At 68.8% G+C, this 15,717-nt stretch carries 13 protein-coding genes; 4 read left to right on the plus strand and 9 right to left on the minus strand.

The window, feature by feature from the left end; translation table 11 throughout:
- Positions 1 to 22 precede the first annotated feature (22 nt).
- Positions 23 to 1,369 carry a flavin monoamine oxidase family protein gene (locus ACNQS7_RS12430; protein ID WP_418012776.1) on the plus strand — a complete coding sequence of 449 codons (1,347 nt, stop codon included), beginning with the start codon at positions 23 to 25 and terminating at the stop codon, positions 1,367 to 1,369.
- On the opposite strand, the gene ACNQS7_RS12435 is transcribed toward ACNQS7_RS12430, so the two are convergent.
- Entirely contained in the window at positions 1,364 to 2,338 is a 975-nt protein-coding gene (locus ACNQS7_RS12435; RefSeq protein WP_418012777.1) for an alpha/beta fold hydrolase, read from the minus strand. The two genes, ACNQS7_RS12430 and ACNQS7_RS12435, sit on opposite strands and share 6 nt — an antisense overlap.
- A 115-nt stretch (positions 2,339 to 2,453) precedes the next feature.
- Between ACNQS7_RS12435 and ACNQS7_RS12440 the strand changes: the two genes are divergently transcribed.
- Complete coding sequence (locus ACNQS7_RS12440) at positions 2,454 to 3,830, plus strand: flavin monoamine oxidase family protein (protein ID WP_418012778.1); 1,377 nt, start codon at positions 2,454 to 2,456, stop codon at positions 3,828 to 3,830.
- A gap of 13 nt (positions 3,831 to 3,843) precedes the next feature.
- Here ACNQS7_RS12440 and ACNQS7_RS12445 read toward each other — a convergent pair whose 3' ends face one another.
- Positions 3,844 to 4,221 (minus strand): nuclear transport factor 2 family protein, encoded by a 378-nt coding sequence (locus ACNQS7_RS12445; RefSeq protein ID WP_418012779.1) that lies wholly within the window; start codon positions 4,219 to 4,221, stop codon positions 3,844 to 3,846.
- Between the two features lie 9 nt (positions 4,222 to 4,230).
- The gene (locus ACNQS7_RS12450) at positions 4,231 to 4,929 is read right to left on the minus strand and encodes a potassium channel family protein (protein WP_418015969.1); all 699 of its coding nucleotides are present in this window, start codon (positions 4,927 to 4,929) and stop codon (positions 4,231 to 4,233) included.
- A 157-nt stretch (positions 4,930 to 5,086) separates the two neighbouring features.
- Here ACNQS7_RS12450 and ACNQS7_RS12455 point away from each other — a divergent pair, with 157 nt between their 5' ends.
- Positions 5,087 to 6,583, plus strand: coding sequence for a potassium/proton antiporter (locus ACNQS7_RS12455; RefSeq protein ID WP_055579787.1), 1,497 nt, complete (start codon positions 5,087 to 5,089; stop codon positions 6,581 to 6,583).
- Positions 6,584 to 6,640: 57 nt separating this feature from the next.
- Here ACNQS7_RS12455 and ACNQS7_RS12460 read toward each other — a convergent pair whose 3' ends face one another.
- Genes ACNQS7_RS12460 through ACNQS7_RS12475 form a run of 4 tightly spaced genes read right to left on the minus strand, consistent with a single transcriptional unit; the run spans position 6,641 to position 10,243 of the window.
- On the minus strand, positions 6,641 to 7,345 hold the full coding sequence (locus ACNQS7_RS12460; RefSeq protein WP_310784608.1) for an acetoacetate decarboxylase family protein: 705 nt from the start codon (positions 7,343 to 7,345) through the stop codon (positions 6,641 to 6,643).
- Between the two features lie 2 nt (positions 7,346 to 7,347).
- Complete coding sequence (locus tag ACNQS7_RS12465; RefSeq protein WP_418012780.1) at positions 7,348 to 8,181, minus strand: SDR family oxidoreductase; 834 nt, start codon at positions 8,179 to 8,181, stop codon at positions 7,348 to 7,350.
- A gap of 38 nt (positions 8,182 to 8,219) precedes the next feature.
- Positions 8,220 to 9,572 carry a hydroxysqualene dehydroxylase HpnE gene (hpnE, locus tag ACNQS7_RS12470; protein WP_418012781.1) on the minus strand — a complete coding sequence of 451 codons (1,353 nt, stop codon included), beginning with the start codon at positions 9,570 to 9,572 and terminating at the stop codon, positions 8,220 to 8,222.
- Positions 9,569 to 10,243, minus strand: coding sequence for a GntR family transcriptional regulator (locus ACNQS7_RS12475; RefSeq protein WP_418012782.1), 675 nt, complete (start codon positions 10,241 to 10,243; stop codon positions 9,569 to 9,571). Before ACNQS7_RS12475 ends, hpnE begins: the two co-directional genes overlap by 4 nt.
- 77 nt (positions 10,244 to 10,320) lie before the next feature.
- Between ACNQS7_RS12475 and ACNQS7_RS12480 the strand changes: the two genes are divergently transcribed.
- Entirely contained in the window at positions 10,321 to 11,268 is a 948-nt protein-coding gene (locus ACNQS7_RS12480) for a cupin domain-containing protein (protein WP_418012783.1), read from the plus strand.
- On the opposite strand, the gene ACNQS7_RS12485 is transcribed toward ACNQS7_RS12480, so the two are convergent.
- Both ACNQS7_RS12485 and ACNQS7_RS12490 read right to left on the minus strand, forming a co-directional pair.
- Positions 11,252 to 11,575: an STAS domain-containing protein gene (locus tag ACNQS7_RS12485; RefSeq protein WP_418012784.1), complete on the minus strand. Its 324-nt coding sequence runs from the start codon at positions 11,573 to 11,575 to the stop codon at positions 11,252 to 11,254. The genes ACNQS7_RS12480 and ACNQS7_RS12485 overlap by 17 nt on opposite strands.
- Positions 11,575 to 15,678 carry a SpoIIE family protein phosphatase gene (locus ACNQS7_RS12490; protein WP_418012785.1) on the minus strand — a complete coding sequence of 1,368 codons (4,104 nt, stop codon included), beginning with the start codon at positions 15,676 to 15,678 and terminating at the stop codon, positions 11,575 to 11,577. The genes ACNQS7_RS12485 and ACNQS7_RS12490 overlap by 1 nt, the downstream gene beginning before the upstream one ends.
- Between the last annotated feature and the right edge of the window lie 39 nt (positions 15,679 to 15,717).

Genomic DNA, 15,717 nt, shown 5'->3' on the forward strand with positions numbered 1-15,717 from the left:
CCGATGCTGTTCACTGGAGCACGTGCCGAACCCACCCTGGAATGTCGACATCGTCGTGGTGGGCGCCGGCCTCGCCGGACTCGCCGCAGCTCGGGAACTGACGCAACAGGGCCATGACGTGCTGGTGCTCGAGGGCCGCGACCGGGTCGGCGGCCGCTCGTTCAGCGGCAGCGTCGCCGGCCTGCCGATCGACCGGGGCGGCTCCTTCGTCGGCCCCACCCAGGACGCGGTGCTCAAGCTGATCAGCGAGCTCGGGCTGCCCACCGTTCCGACCTACCACGACGGCAAGAACGTGATCCACTGGCGTGGCGCCGCCCGCGCCTACAGCGGCACCATTCCCCGGCTCTCGCTGGTCGGACTGCTCGACATCGGCCGGTTGCAGTGGCAGTTCGAGCGCATCTCGCGCACCGTGCCGATTGCGGCGCCCTGGCATGCCAAGCGGGCCCGCCAGCTCGACGGCGTCTCGCTCGGACAGTGGCTGGGCATGGTGCGCGCCACCGCATCGTCGCGGGATCTGATGGCGATCATGACCCGGGTGACCTGGGGCTGCGAACCTGACGACGTGTCGATGCTGCACGCCGCCCGGTATGTGCGTGCGGCCGGCGGACTCAACCGCCTGCTCGACACCGAGAACGGTGCCCAGCAAGACCTGATACCGGGGGGCACTCAGCAGATCGCCGATCGGGCGGCGGCCGAACTCGGCGACCGCGTCGTGCTGGACGCCCCTGTCCGGCGTATCGAGCGGCACGGGTCGGGCGTGACGGTCACCTGTGACCAGGGCCAGGCTGAGGCCGGATTCGTCATCGTCGCCATTCCGCCCGCCCACCGCGCCGCCATCGAGTTCAGCCCCCCGCTGCCGCCCGAGTACACCGAACTCGCCCGGAACTGGCCGCAGGGCAGGCTCACCAAGGCCTACGCGGCCTACGAGACACCGTTCTGGCGGGCCAAGGGCTTCTCCGGCCAGGCCCTGCTGGACAACGGACCGGTGTTCATCACCTTCGACGTCAGCCCGCAGGCGGACGGTCCCGGCGTCCTGCTGGGCTTCGTCGACCCGCGCGCCTTCGACTCGCTGCCGGCCGACCAGCGCCGCCGGGACGCGCTGCGCTGCTTCGCCTCGCTGTACGGCGAGGAAGCGCTCAGCCCGCTCGACTACACCGATTTTCGTTGGGGCACAGAAGAATTCGCACCGGGCGGACCTACCGCGGCAGTGCCGCCGGGGTCATGGACCAAGTACGGCAGGTTGCTTCGCGAGCCGGTCGGCCCGATTCACTGGGCGGGCACCGAGACCGCCGACGAGTGGACCGGATACTTCGACGGTGCGGTCAGGTCCGGCCAGCGGGCCGCCGCCGAGGTCGCCGCTCTGCTATGAGCTGATCAGCGTGACGCGGGCCTGGCGCTCGACGGCCGCTTCGGCCAGGCCGCGCAACTGCCGGTTCACCGCGTCGGGCTGTTCCAGCATGGAGCAGTGCCCGCCCGGCAGCTCGACCAGGTCGACGACGTTGGGGGCGGTGCGCGCGAGCTTGCGGGCCTGGCTGATCGGCGTCAACCGGTCGTGTTCGCTGCCGATGACCAGCGTCGGCACGGTCAGGCCTTCGAGGTTGAGGTGTCGCGAGCCGATCTCTTCGATGAGCATCCGTGCGCAACCGCCGCGGCCCATCGGTGAGGTCTGCGCGAAGAGTTCGTAGACGAGCTCGACGACCGCCGGGTCGGCGCCGGCGCCGACCGCCATCATCGACACCAGGTACCGGCTGGGAATCCGGACCGCTCCGGGCAGCGGCAGACCGCCGACCGCGCTGATCAGCGTCCGCCCGGCCACGACCCGCGCCGGCGAAAACCCGCGCGGCACGGACAACAGCTTGATCTTGTCCAGCAGGTCGCCACTGGCCGTGTTGATCAGCGCGACAGCGTCGGCGCGGCGCCGGACCTTGTGGCGATAGCGTTCCGACCACGCCTGGATCGTCATGCCGCCCATCGAGTGCCCGGCTATCAGCGCACGCTCGTGCGGGGCCAGCGTCGCATCCAGCACGCAGTCCAGGTCGGAGGCAAGGTGCTTGAGGCTGTATCCGCCGCGGCGGGGCACGGAGCTGCGGCCGTGGCCGCGGTGGTCGAAGGCGATCACGCGGTAGTCGCCGGCCAGGTCGGCGATCTGGTGCGACCACGCCCGGATGGCGCATACGAAACCGTGCGTCAGGACGATGGGATAACCCTCGGGCGGGCCGAACACCTCGGCATGCAGAACGGTGCCGTCAGCTGCGCGAACCTTGACGCTACGACTCTCGGGCAACTCGGCCGGCAACTGCCGGACCGATCTTTCACGGGTAGTCATCCGAGCACTCATCACCGCTCCCGCCTTGGTCACGGCTCCGTTGCCGCCATCCAGTTGCCCGCGACTTTACCTGACCGTAATGTGCGGTCCGTCACAAACCAGAACACGATCAGATAACGGCGAAACCGTGCCGGAGTTATCCCGCCGAGGGTTTTTAGCGGCCACGACCCTGTTGGCCGGTGGGTGCGCGACACCCACCCGGCCGGCCCAGCGGTCGACGGCGCCGAACTCCCCCGCGCCCCCGGACACCAGATCTGTCCTGATCATCGGTGCCGGAATGGCCGGTCTGGGGGCCGCGCGCAGCCTCGCCGACGCGGGCTGGCCGGTGCGGGTGCTCGAAGCCCGGGACCGGATCGGCGGGCGGGTACACACCACCCGCGATTGGGGGGTGCCGCTCGAGATGGGCGCGTCCTGGATACACGGGACCACGAACAACCCGTTGACCGAGTTAGCGCAGCGGGTGCATGCCGACGTCGTGTCCACGGACTACGACGACTCGACCAAGTTGGTGATCGATCCGCGGCTGCAGCCGATGACGTTCAACCCGAAGACCTGGAGCCGGTTGGTGTCCGACGCCCGGGACGAGGCGACCGGCGGTTCGCTGGGCGCGGCCATTGCCGCCGAGGCCGGCGATCTCACCGGCCGCGAGCGCGCCGAACTGGACTTCTACGTCACCACCGAGATCGAGGACGAATACGCCGCCGATGCGGGCCAGCTTTCGGCCACCACCTTCGACTCGGGCAAGTTCACCGACGGGCCGCAGTCGGTGATCACCAGCGGCTACGACGCCATCCCGCGGCTGTTGGCCGACCGACTTCCGATCACACTGAACACCACCGTCAACTCAATTTCACACCAACAGAATTCAGTACAGGTCCGGGCGGGCGACCATACCTTCGAGGGGCCCGCGGCCATCGTCACCGTGCCGCTCGGCGTGCTGAAGGCCGCGAGCATCACCTTCGATCCGCCGCTGCCCGAAGGACATACGCATGCGGTGAACGCGCTGGGCTTCGGTGTGCTGTCCAAGAGCTACTTCCGTTTTCAGAAAAGAGCCTGGGACACCGAAAACGCCTTCTACGAATATCTGAGTTCCGGCGACGGCTCCGGGAAAGGGATGTGGGCCCAGTGGTTCACCCTGCCCGCCGCGGCCGGGCCGATCGTCCTGGCGTTCAACCCCGGGTCCCGCGGTCGCACCGTAGAGTCCACTCCCCCAACCGATTTGGTGGCCAGTGCCCAGCCCGTAGCCCGGCAGCTGTTCGGCAGCGATGTCGTCGAGGTACGGTCGTCGAGCTGGACCACCGACCCGCTGGCGTTGGGATCGTATTCCTTCCACGCACCAGGTTCGGGTCTCGACGACCGGCGCCGGCTGCAGGAACCGATCGGCGACCGCCTCTACCTGGCCGGTGAGGCGGTGGGAGCCGACAATCCTGCGACGGTCCACGGCGCCCTGCTCAGCGGACGACACGCCGCCGCGGAACTGATGCAGCGCCTGCCGAAACCGTGAATCAGGCTGGCTTTCAATACGTTTCCAACGCGTCTACGCCCCGCCAACTCGGCCAGGTGGTCTCCCAGATCCGGTGGATCCGCCCGTCGCGGTAGGTGGCGATCAGGATCACCTCGATCCGCGTCGGCTCCTCACCGGGGCGTGACGTGGTGATCCAGCACCGGCCGGCGATCCGGTCGCCCGCCTCCACCCAGGCCTGCTCGTCGTACTCGACCGAATAGGCGATAGACGTGGCATAGAGCTTGCGGTGACTGTCGCGAAAATCGGCGAAGCCTTGCGTCAGTCCATCGGAGGACATCACGAAGTCGGGGTGGTAGTAGTGCTCGATCAGGTCGCCGTTCTTGGCGACCACCATCCGCTCGAACATCTCACGCAGCAGGGCAACCGACATCCGGGCATCTCACCACGCGTCGGGGCGCATCGGCATCCGGGGTTTCGGCTTGACCCGGTTGATGGCGGCCCACAGGGCGCGCTCGCGGGCATTGTCTGCGACGAAGAGCATCTCGTCACCGCCCTCGAGCACCTCGTCGTCACGGGGAACGATCACGTCCCCGCCGCGCACCACGGTGACCAGTGCGGTGTTCTTGGGGAGGCCCAGCTCGCCCACCTGCTTGCCGACCGCCGGGTTGTCGTCGGGCAGCGTCAGTTTCGTCAGCGCGGTGCGGCCTTCCTGCAGCCCCATCAGACGGACCAGGTGCCCCACGTCGATGGCGCCCTCGATCCCCGCGACCATCGCACCCGGCGTCGAGACCGACACGTCGATCCCCCACGCCTGGCCGAACAGCCACTCGTTGCGGACGTCGTTGATGCGGGCCACCACGCGGGGCACGCCGAACTCGGACTTGGCCAGCAGCCCGACCACCAGGTTGGCCTTGTCGTCTCCGGTCGCCGCGATCACCACGTCGCACGTCTGCGCGCCGGCCTCCTGAAGCGCCGACATCTCGCAGGCATCCGCGTTCAGCCAGTCCGCGTCGGGCACCTTGTACGGCTCGAAGTTGCGCCGCTGCCGCTCGATCAGCAGGACCTTGTGCCCGGCGTCGAGCAATTCCTGCGCGACCGAGCGGCCGACATTGCCGGCGCCGGCAATCCCGATACGCAACTTCCGCTTGGTCACACGACCATCTTTGCGTATGCCATGACACCCGGCACTTCCCGCTGTGCAACGCGCGGCCGTCGGCTGCGGGCTGATTTACTGGCAGCACGCCGATGCCGGCGGCCTCGTCCGCACCACATCGCCTCGTCTGAAGTGGAACCACATGACCCTGGAACAGCTGTACCTGACCGTGTCGGTCGGCGGCCTCGTGCTGCTGGCCAGCATCGTCGGTACCCGCGTGGCCACCGTCGTGGGCTTCCCGAGTCTGTTGTTGTTCCTGCTGGTCGGTGTCGTCATCGGCGAGGACGGGTTGGGCCTGCAGTTCGACGACGTGATCCTGTCCCGCAACGTGGGCATCGCGGCACTGGCCGTCATCCTGGTGGAAGGCGGTCTGACCACCAGGTTCAGCGACATCCGCAAGGTCCTGGCGCCGGCGGCCGCGCTGGGCACGGTAGGCGTCGTCATCAGCACGGTGGTCACTGCCGTGGGCGCGCACCTGCTGCTGCACTTCGACTGGCAACTCGCTCTGCTGCTCGGTGCCATCGTGTCTTCGACCGACGCGGCGGCGGTGTTCTCGGTGCTGCGGGTGCTGCCGTTGCCGCGGCGGCTGGCCGGACTGCTGGAGGCCGAGTCCGGGTTCAACGACGCACCCGGGGTGATCCTGGTCCTGATGTTCAGCGTGGTGCCCTTCGTGCTCAAACCGGAGGGCGCCGTCACCGACCTGCTGTACGAGCTGCTCGGCGGGTCCGTGATCGGGCTGCTGGTCGGCTACCTCGGCTCGTTCGGACTGCGGCGCATAGCGTTGCCGGCCTCCGGCCTGTACCCCATCGCGACGTTCGGCCTGGGCCTGGTGGCGTTCGCCGCCGCCGGTGACGCCCACGCCAGTGGCTTCATCGCCGCTTACCTGGCCGCGGTAGTCCTGGCGAACTCGGGGCTGCCACACCGCTCGGCGACCCGGTCCTTCGCCGAAGGGGTCGGGTGGCTGGCCCAGATCGGCCTGTTCGTCCTGCTCGGGCTGCTGGTCAACCCGAGCGATCTGGCGGCTGACCTGATCCCGGCGATCGTGATCGGGCTGGTGCTGCTGCTGGTCGCGCGGCCGCTGTCGGTGGTGGGAACGCTGATCTGGTTCCGAACGCCCTGGCGCGATCAGGCTTTCCTGTCCTGGGCAGGCCTGCGCGGCGCGGTCCCGATCGTGCTGGCGACCTTTCCGATCGTGGAAGGCGTGCCGGGCAGCTCCCGGCTGCTCAACATCGTGTTCGTGCTGGTCGTGGTGTTCACCCTGATCCAGGGCCCCAGCCTGCGGCCCATCGCCCGCGTCCTGGGCCTGATTTCGCGCGAGGCGACCCGCGAGATTCAGGTGGAAGCCGCGCCGCTGGACATGCTCGACGCCGAACTGCTGACCATGCGGGTGCAGCGGCCGTCGCGGCTGCACAACGTCACCATCCTGGAACTGCGGCTACCCGACCCGGCGGTCATCACCCTGATCATTCGCGACGGCCACACCTTCGTCCCGGAGCCCGATACCCGCATCGAGAGCGGCGACGAGCTGCTGATCATCACCACCAGCAAAACCCGCGCCGCGGCCGAGGCCAGACTGCGCGCCGTCAGCCGGCGCGGCAAGCTTGCGCACTGGTTCGACGAGTACGGCGAGCTGGACTAGCCCGCAAACCGCGGCGATCGCAAGCGCGGCGCAGCCGGGCGCAGCGGGTCGCCGCCGTCAGAACCGCGGTTCGCCGAGGGTGAAGGTCGCCTCTTCGACGAAGGCGCCCAGGTGCAGTCCGGGACGCAACCACGTCGGCAGCGGGCCCGACGACGAGACGCCGACGGTCACCAGGGCCGGCCGGATCCGGCCGTTGAACGTCAGCAGCGAGTCGCCGATGCGACCGTCCGCGAACTGCTGGCGCGCGCTGCCCTTGACCTTCAACGGCAGCGCCGGCCCCTTGATCCGCGGCGTCGCGCTGACCGTCCACGACGGCTCATCGGTGCTGCTGCCGGTGATGAGGTTGCCGTCGGCCAACTCCCCGTCGAAGCGGGCCAGCGTCTTCGGCATCGCCCAGTTGGTGCGGCCGCCGACCAGGCTGGTCTCGGAGTCGACCGACATGAAGGCCACATTGCCCCAGGGGCGCAGGCCGCTCCGCGAGCCGACGATGCCGAGCACCTCGTCGTAGGCGCCGACCGGGGTGTCGGTGTAGCGGACGAACGCACCGAGGGTGACCAGCGCCGGACTGCCCGCCAGCGCCGGCGGCAGGACCGAGGCGGCGGCGCGACCGCCGCGGCCCAGCCACAGCAGGGCCGAGCAGCGGCACTCCCACGGCGCGGGCGCTTCGTTGCGCGGCAGCGTCGCGACCAGCGCCTGACTGAGTGCGCTTTCCGGCACACCCCGCAGTCCGGTCAGCTCGATCCGAGTGTCGTTGTCCCCCATGCCTACTCCTGATCCTCGATACGCGCCTGATAGGCGGCCCGCTGCTCGCGGTCGAGCTCCGCGGTGACCTTGTTACCGCCCGACAACCGGAAGGCCGCGTCCACCAGGGGCGCCGGCAGCGTGACCGTTCCGCGGGAAACCAGACCCACCAACTTGGGCACGAACACCGTGCGGGAAGCTCCCTTGTCCAGTTCGGCCACCACGGCGGTGGCGACGTCCTCGGGGTTGACCACCAGGAATCGCTCCAGCAGTCCGGGCGCCGACATCCCGGCGATCAACTCGGTCCGGACGAAACCCGGGCAGATGGCCGACACCTTGACTCCGCTGCCCCGCCACTCCTGGCGCAGCGCCTCGCTGAACCCGACGACGGCGTACTTGGACGCGCAGTAGGTGGCCGCGTTCGGGGAGGCCAGGGTGCCCATCACCGAGGCGATGTTGACGATGTGGCCCGACCCGCGCCCGGCGAAGCGGGCACCGGCCAGCCGGGTGCCGGTCAGCACGCCCAGCACGTCGATCTCGATGGTGCGCCTGGTGACTTTGGGGTTCTCCTGCAGGAACGGCCCGATCGGCATGATGCCCGCGTTGTTGACCAGGACGTCGAGGCCGCCGAGATCCGCGGCGGACTGGTCCAGGAAGGCCTCGAAACTCACCGGGTCGGTCACGTCGAGGTGATAGCCCTCGGCCCCGATCTCGGTGGCGGTCTGCCGGACGGCGGCTTCCTGCACGTCGCCGAGGGCGACCGTGGCGCCCGCCGCGATCAGCGCCTCACCGATCGCCCGGCCGATGCCCTGGGCCCCTCCGGTGATGGCCACCCGTCGGCCCCGCAGCTTCGCCATGCGGCCCAGAATCTCATACCGCGGGCGCCCGGTTGCGCTCAACTCCCGGACCGCAGCACCTCGTGGACGAGATCGACTGCGTACGAGGCGCTTTGGGCAGCGCCCTCCATCGTGGTGGGCCAGTCGTTGTGCGTCCAGTCACCGGCCAGCACCAGGTTGGGCAACGACGTGCGGTTGCCGGGGCGGATGGTCGACATACCGACCCGGGACGAGAACGTGGCCTTCGGCCAGGGCACCACGGTGACGTCGAGGACCCGGGCCTCGCGCGCGGCCGGGTAGCTGGCGCGCAGTGCGCCGACCAGGCGATCCGCCACCTCCGGGTTCTTCAATGTCATCAGGTCGTAGGCGGCGCAGGTGGTCAGCGCGTAGAGATGGTTGCCGTCGCCGCGCGGCCCGTGCATCCGGTCGCGGTCGAAGACCCAGCCGATGTCGCTGTCCAGCAACGATTCCCACGGCGCCACGGTGCCCAGCGGTCGGTCCAGCAACACGTAGGCGTTCATGATCGGGATCGGCTCGAGTTGCTTGGCCGCCAACCGGACGTCCTCGGACCCGGGCACCTCGTCCAGCAGCGACCGCAGATTCCAGGACGGCACAGCCAGCACCACCGCGTCGGCGTCGATCACCGAACTGTCGGCCAACCGCACCCCGGACGCGCGACCGTCGTCCACCGCGACCGCTACCGCCCGGGTCCGCAACCGCACCTGGACCCCGCGTTCGGCCATCACGCGGCGAGCGCCGTTGAGGTACAGGGTTTCCAGGTCGACGGTGGGATAGCCGATGCGCATGGCCGTCCCGCCGCCGCGCCGCACCCGCTCAGCGCCGGTCCGCAACAGAGCGGCGAAAGCATGCGCCGACGCGTACTCGGGTAGCTCGTTCAGCAGGCCGATCACCATGGAATTGAGCATGATTCGGCGGACCGCGGCGGGAAACCCGAGGCGGTCGAACCACTCGTCCACGGTGATGTCGTCCAGGGCATCGTCGAAGCGCACCACGTCACGCATCAACCGGGCCCACGCCGGCGCGGCCCGCAGCAGATCCACCATCCCCAGGCCCCGTACCTGACCGAGGAACATCCGGCGGGCATGACGCGGGCGCAGACCGAACGTCTCGACGTGCCCACCGGGATACCGCACGCCGAACTCGTCGGGAAACTTCAGAAGATGGCGCGTGCCAACCGAATCGAGGTAGCGGAAGATGCAGTCGTAGGAGCCGGCCAGCACGTGTTGCCCGTTTTCGATCGCATCGCCGTGCCCCGATGTCAGGCCGATGGTGCGTCCGCCCAGCTTGCCGTTGCCTTCCACCAGCGTGACGGCGTAGCCGAGCTCGGCCAGCCACACCGTCGCGGCCAGGCCCGCCAACCCACCGCCCACCACGACAACACGCTGCTTCACAGTTCCCCCTCGCTGGCCAGGCCCAGTGCCCGCATGGTGCCCGCCAGATGCGCCCGCACCGCGGCTCGCGCGGCATCACCGTCCCCGTCGCGAAGTGCCCGGGCGATGCCTTCGTGTTGCTCGATGATGGTGGCCAGTCGCTGAGGATTGCGCGCCGATTCGCCGATCATCCGCATCTGCCGGTCCCGCAGGGTGGAGTAGAAGCCGGCCAGGATGTCGTTGCCGGCGGCCTCCAGGGTGGCGTTATGAAAGGCACGGTCGGATTCCAGGAATTCGTGCAGTCCGGAGGCGGCCGCGGCCTCGCGCTGGCGCTGCACCTGAGCCGAAAGCCGTTCGTAGACAGCCGCACACGCCTCGGGACCGCGCTCGATCACCGCCCGAACCGCGAACTCTTCCAGCACCAGCCGGGCCTGCAAGACCGCGCGGACCTCACGCGGCGAGACCGGCACCACCAGCGCCCCGCGTTTCGGATAGAGCCGCAGCAGACCGGCGGCCTCAAGTTGCAGGAACGCCTCGCGGACCGGGGTTCGCGACATCCCCAGGGCGGAGGCTACCTCCCCCTCGCTGATCAGTTCCCCGCCGGGAAATTCCCCGGTCAGCACCTTGGCCTTGACGTAGTCGAGCGCACGATCCTTGGCCGCGCCGGGACCGCTGGTGACTTCCAACGTCATGGCCCTCCTCTGCGCCTGCGTAGTACCGGAAACTCTAACGGGTTGCATCATAGATACAAGATAGATACGATATAGACATGACTTCCACCCTCGAAACTTCCACCCTGGAAACGACGTGGGCCCGTGACGCCCGCTATTTCGAATACACCCAGGCTGCCGACCCCATCGGGTCCGGCCACACACCCCGGGTGCCGATCGTGCAGTTCGGCCCGGAGATCTACCTGGACCAGCCGACCGGTGTCGTGCCCTTGGACCTGTCCGCCGACCTCGGCATCAGCACGGGCGCGGCGACCAGTCCGGCATTGCTCGCGAACTTCGTGCGGATCCGCGCGGGCGAGCGGATCGACACCTGCCCCAACGCCACTTCCCAGATGTACTACGTGCTGTCCGGCCGCGGCGCCGTCGTTGTTGACGGCCACCAGGTGCGTTGGGAGAAGGGCGATTTCCTGACCTTGCCGGCCGGCGCCGAGGCGACTTTCCACGCCGACGACGACGCGGCGATGTACTGGGTGCACGACGAGCCGCTGCTTCGCCACCTCGGCGTCCGGGCGTCCGAACCCCGCTTCCGCCCGACCAAGTTCCGCGGCGCGGATGTGATCGCCGAACTCGAGCACATCGCCTCGCAGCCGGGAGCCAACGAGAAGAACCGGGTCAGCGTGCTGCTGGCCAACGCCGAGCAGGAGCAGACGCTCACGCTGACGCACGTGTTGTGGGCGATGTTCGGTGTGCTGCCGCCCGGTCAGGAGCAGCGCCCGCACCGCCACCAGTCGGTCGCCCTGGACCTGATCCTGGACGCCCGGCCCGGGTGCTACACGCTGCTGGGCACCGAACTCGACGACCGTGGCCGGATCGCCGATCCGATCCGGGTGGACTGGCAGGCCGGCGGCGCGTTCACCACGCCGCCCGGCATGTGGCACGCACACTACAACGAGTCCGGCGCGCCGGCGCATCTGATTCCCGTCCAGGACGCCGGGTTGCAGACCTACCTGCGCAGCCTCGACATGCAGTTCAGCCGTCGGCCTTAGCCGCGGCCTCAACACTCGCGATCTTGCTGAACCCACTGACGGTGAGCACACGGACGAGCAGAGGATGGACGATCACATGTAATTGGTCGACCGCGTCGGCCTGGTCGAACAGCGCGTTGATGCCCGCACTGTCGACGTACTTGACGGCACTGAGATCGATCGTGATCGGGTCGCGGGTGCCGGCGTTGGCGTCGGAAAGGGCCCGCTTGAACACCTCGATGTTGCTCAGGTCGATCTCGCCGACCGCGGTCAAGCGGTGCGCCCCGTCGGAGCCGCGGTCGGTGTTCAAGGTGAGCGGTGTTGCCATCACGTGATCCTTGCATGCATGGAAACGGTCGTGCCGGCTTCGCTGGATTCAATGCTGCAGTCCTCCATCAGGACTCGCATCAGGGAAATGCCACGCCCGCGGCTGAATTCGGCAGTATGGGCCGGCGTCTTCCAGGCTCCGGTATCGCTGATGGTCACCTGCAACCGGTCGACGATCGCGGTCGCACGCAGCGAGACGGTGCCGACCCGCTGGTCGCGGTGACCGTGCTCGATCGCGTTGGCGACGGCTTCACCCGTCGCGATGAGCACGTCCTGAATCTGATCCGGCTCGACGCCCGCACGGGTCAGCCAGCCGCGCAGCGCATTTCGGCTATCGGCCAGGTTGCTCGCATCGGCGACGAATTCCAGTGAGAACGGCGCGGGCTGGCGGTAGAGCAACATCGCCACGTCGTCGGGGTACCCGCCGCCGGGCTCCAACTGGGACATGAGCCGATCCGCCACCTCTTCGAGCGCCTCCGATCGCCCACTTTGCACCAGGTCGGCCGCCCGCGTCATGCCGTCGTCGAGAGAGTGCCCGCGCCGCTCCACCAGACCGTCGGTGTAGAGCAACAGCGTGGCACGCGGCGGCATCGTGATGCGGCTTTCGAGTCGCTGCCAACTCGGGCGCAGCGCCAGGGGAAGCCCGTGTTCCTCGCCCAGCAGCACCGTGCTGCCGTCCGCGTACACCATGATCGGCGGCGGGTGCCCGGCGCTGGAGTACACCAGTTCGCCCGTCTGCTGAGTCAGCACCGCACAGAATGCGGTCGTGCAGCGGGCGCCGGGCAGTCGCGCGGCGAAGCGGTCCAGGGCCGTGAGCACCGCGCCGGGGCTGGGGTGCTCGAGCAGCAGCGCGCGGCAGGCGCTGCGCAGCTGACCCATGACGGTGGCCGCCGCCAAGCCGTGACCGACACAGTCGCCGACGATCAACGCGACGCGATCGTCGTCGAGATCGACGACGTCGTACCAGTCGCCGCCCACCTGCAGTGGATGGCTGGCGGGCAGATACCGCACCGCGAACCCCTCGGGCAGCGACGCCGGCCCCAACATCGCATGCTGCAGTGCCACAGCGGTTTCCCGTTGCTCGTCCAGTTGGTAGACGCGCTGCAGCCCCTGCCCGAGCCGGCCGGCCAGCACCGCGAGCAGGGTCTGGTCTTCCCGGGTGAACCGGCGGTGCTCGGACAATTCGACCCAGATGACCAGTAGGCCACGGGGATGCTGCGACGCGATGCCGGCCGCGCCGGCGTCGACGGTGACGGTGCTCAGAAGATCCGTCTCGCGCAGCGACCCGATCTGCTGCCGCAGTTGCGGCGAGAGGTCGGCCCACTGCGCGGGCTCTCCGGCGCAGACCACGTGCGGCGCGCTCTCGGTGGCGCTGGCGAACGTGACCGCCAAAACGCGCCGGGCCTGCCACACCCGGCGCAGCACCTCGGCGGCACCCTGCAGCGCGTCGGTGAGCGTATCGGCTTGCACGAGTTGCTGATTGAGCTCGGCCAGCGCGCTCTGGCTCTGTACGGCATAGTGCTCGGCCGTGATGTCGCGGAAGGTCCCGACCATGACCCGGCGTCCCGAATCGGGGTCGTGGGCATGGTTGAAGTTGGCCGCGATCCACAACCGGTGCCCGTCGCGGTGGGTGACCGGAATGCTCAAGCTGCCCTCAGATTCGCCGAGCGACTTGGCGAACTCGTCCTCGACCAACTGACGGGCCACGACATCGACTTCGGGGTCCGGCCACCAGGCGTGGGGCGCTTCGTACGGCAGTCCTTCGGGGCCGTAGCCGAGGATATCGGCGAAAGCCGCGTTGACCTCGATGACCGCGCCCTGTTCGTCGATGACGAAGAAGGCTTCCTGCAGCGAGTCCACCAGCGCCGTGCGCCACCGGACGTGATAGTTGCGTATCCGCGCCAACTCGACGTTGGCGCGCACCCGCGCCAGCAGTTCCGCGGCGGCGAACGGCTTGACCAGATAGTCGTCGGCGCCGGCCAACAAGCCTTCGATGGACGCTTCCTGGCCGGCCCGCGCCGACAGCAGCAGCACGGGCAGTGCCGCCGTGCGCTGATCGGCCCGCAGCGCGGCCAGCAATTGCAGACCATCCAGCTTCGGCATCATCACGTCGCTGATCACCAGATCGGGGAGCTGGGCGCGAATGGCCTCCAGCGCCTGCTCGCCGTCACCCACGCCGCTCACCTGATACCCGGACGCACCCAGCAGGTTCGTCAGATAAGCGCGCATGTCGACGTTGTCGTCGGCCACCAGCACCCGCGGGCCGCCGCCCCCGGCCTGGGCCGGCTGGGACTCCAGAATTGTTGTCGCCGCGCCGGATTCGTCCGGCAGCCAACGCAACGCCTCCTGCACGTACGGCTCGGCGACCGCGCTGGCAGCCATGCGGGTGTCGCGCGGTTCGGCCACCTCGTCGGCCGGCAGATGCGCGGTGCCGAACGGCAACCGGATGGTGAAGGTGGTTCCCTCGCCCTCCCGGCTGTCGGCCGTGATGGTGCCCCCGTGCAACCCGACCAGTTCCCGCACCAGGGCCAGCCCGATGCCGCTGCCCTCGGTGGATCGCGCGCGAGTGGTCTCGATGCGGTGAAAACGTTCGAACAGCCGCGGCATTTCGGCCGCCGACACACCGACCCCGGTGTCGGCGAAGGTGACCACCACCTGCCGGTCGTCGCGGGCGACCCGCACCGTGATCTCGCCTTCGAAGGTGAACTTCAGCGCGTTGGAGAGCAGGTTGAGTACCACCTTCTCCCACATCCCGCGGTCCACGTAAACCGGTTGGTCCAGCGGCGGGCAGTCCACCGTGAGCGTCAGGCCGGCCTGGTCGATCGCCGAGCGGAACACGCTGGCCAAATCGGCCGTCACGGTCGCCAGGTCGACCGGCTCGAACCGGGCCTGCATCCGGCCCGCCTCGATGCGCGAGAAGTCCAGCAGCGTGTTGACCAACTTGGCCAGCCGTAATCCGTTGCGGTGCACCAACTCCAGTTCCTGGCGGGCGGTCTCGTCCAGACCGTCGGCCCGGGCCCGCAATTCGTCGACGGGCCCCTGGATCAGGGTCAGCGGGGTGCGGAACTCGTGGCTGATGTTGGAGAAGAAGGTGGTCTTCGCGCGGTCCAGTTCGGCAAGTTCTTCGGCGCGCCGCTGCTGAGCCTGGTAGCTGCGCGCGCTGCTCACCCCGGTCGCGAGGTAACCGGCCACCAGTTCGACGAATCCGCGATAGCCGTCGTCGAGTTCGCGGTACCGGTTGAGGCCCGCCACCAGGAATCCGACCGGCGGCCCACCCTGCTGCAGCAGCGGCACCGCCAGCGCCTGGCTCGGTGGCTCGGGCCATGCGCCAGTTGGCAGATTCATTGCGAGGCCGTCGAGTTCGATCACCTCGCAGTCGCCCTGCGCCGCCTTATCGGTCGGCCACAGCGAGTCACCGCCGCCCGGCAGTGTTTCCGGGGCCGCGGGATGACCGGGGGCGATGCCACTGGCTCCGGCCAGCTGTGCGTCGCCCTGCTCGTCGAACAGGTAGGTGAGGGTGAACGGGAGATCGTAGGGGTTCTTGTTGAGCTGGTCGGCGGCGAAATCGAGCATCTGCCGCTCGGTGCGGATGACACTCGGGTCCGAACCCAGATCGCGCAGGGTCGCCATGCGCCGCTCTGCGATGACCCTATCGGTGTCCTCGCTGACCACGCAGAGCAGCCCGACGACGCGCGCGTCGTCGTCGCGCAGCGGGCTGTAGGAGAACGTGTGGTAGGTCTCCTCCGGGTAGCCGGACCGTCCCAGGATGAGCATCAATGCCTCGTCCCAGGTCGCCTCGCCCTCGCGAAGGACGCGCTCCACGCGCGGGGTGATATCCGGCCAGATCTCGGCCCAGACCTCGCTGGCGGGCCGGCCCAGTGCCCAGGGGTATTTGCGGCCCAAGGTGTCCCGGCGGTAGGCCGCGTTGCAGAAGAAGGTGAGTTCCGGCCCCCAGCCCATCCACATGGAGAACTGGGACGACAGCAGGATGTCGACGGCGGTGCGCAGGCTCTGCGGCCAGTCCTCAACCGGCCCAAGCGGAGTGGACGCCCAGTCCACGGCAGCCAGATCGCGGCCTATCTCCTGGTCTGCGCGAAAGACCACTGACCTGCCTCTCCTGTCATCGGAACCGGATACTCAGTA

The sequence above is a fragment of the Mycobacterium sp. 23 genome (assembly GCF_048287075.1).
GTDB classification, from domain to species: domain Bacteria; phylum Actinomycetota; class Actinomycetes; order Mycobacteriales; family Mycobacteriaceae; genus Mycobacterium; species Mycobacterium gordonae_B.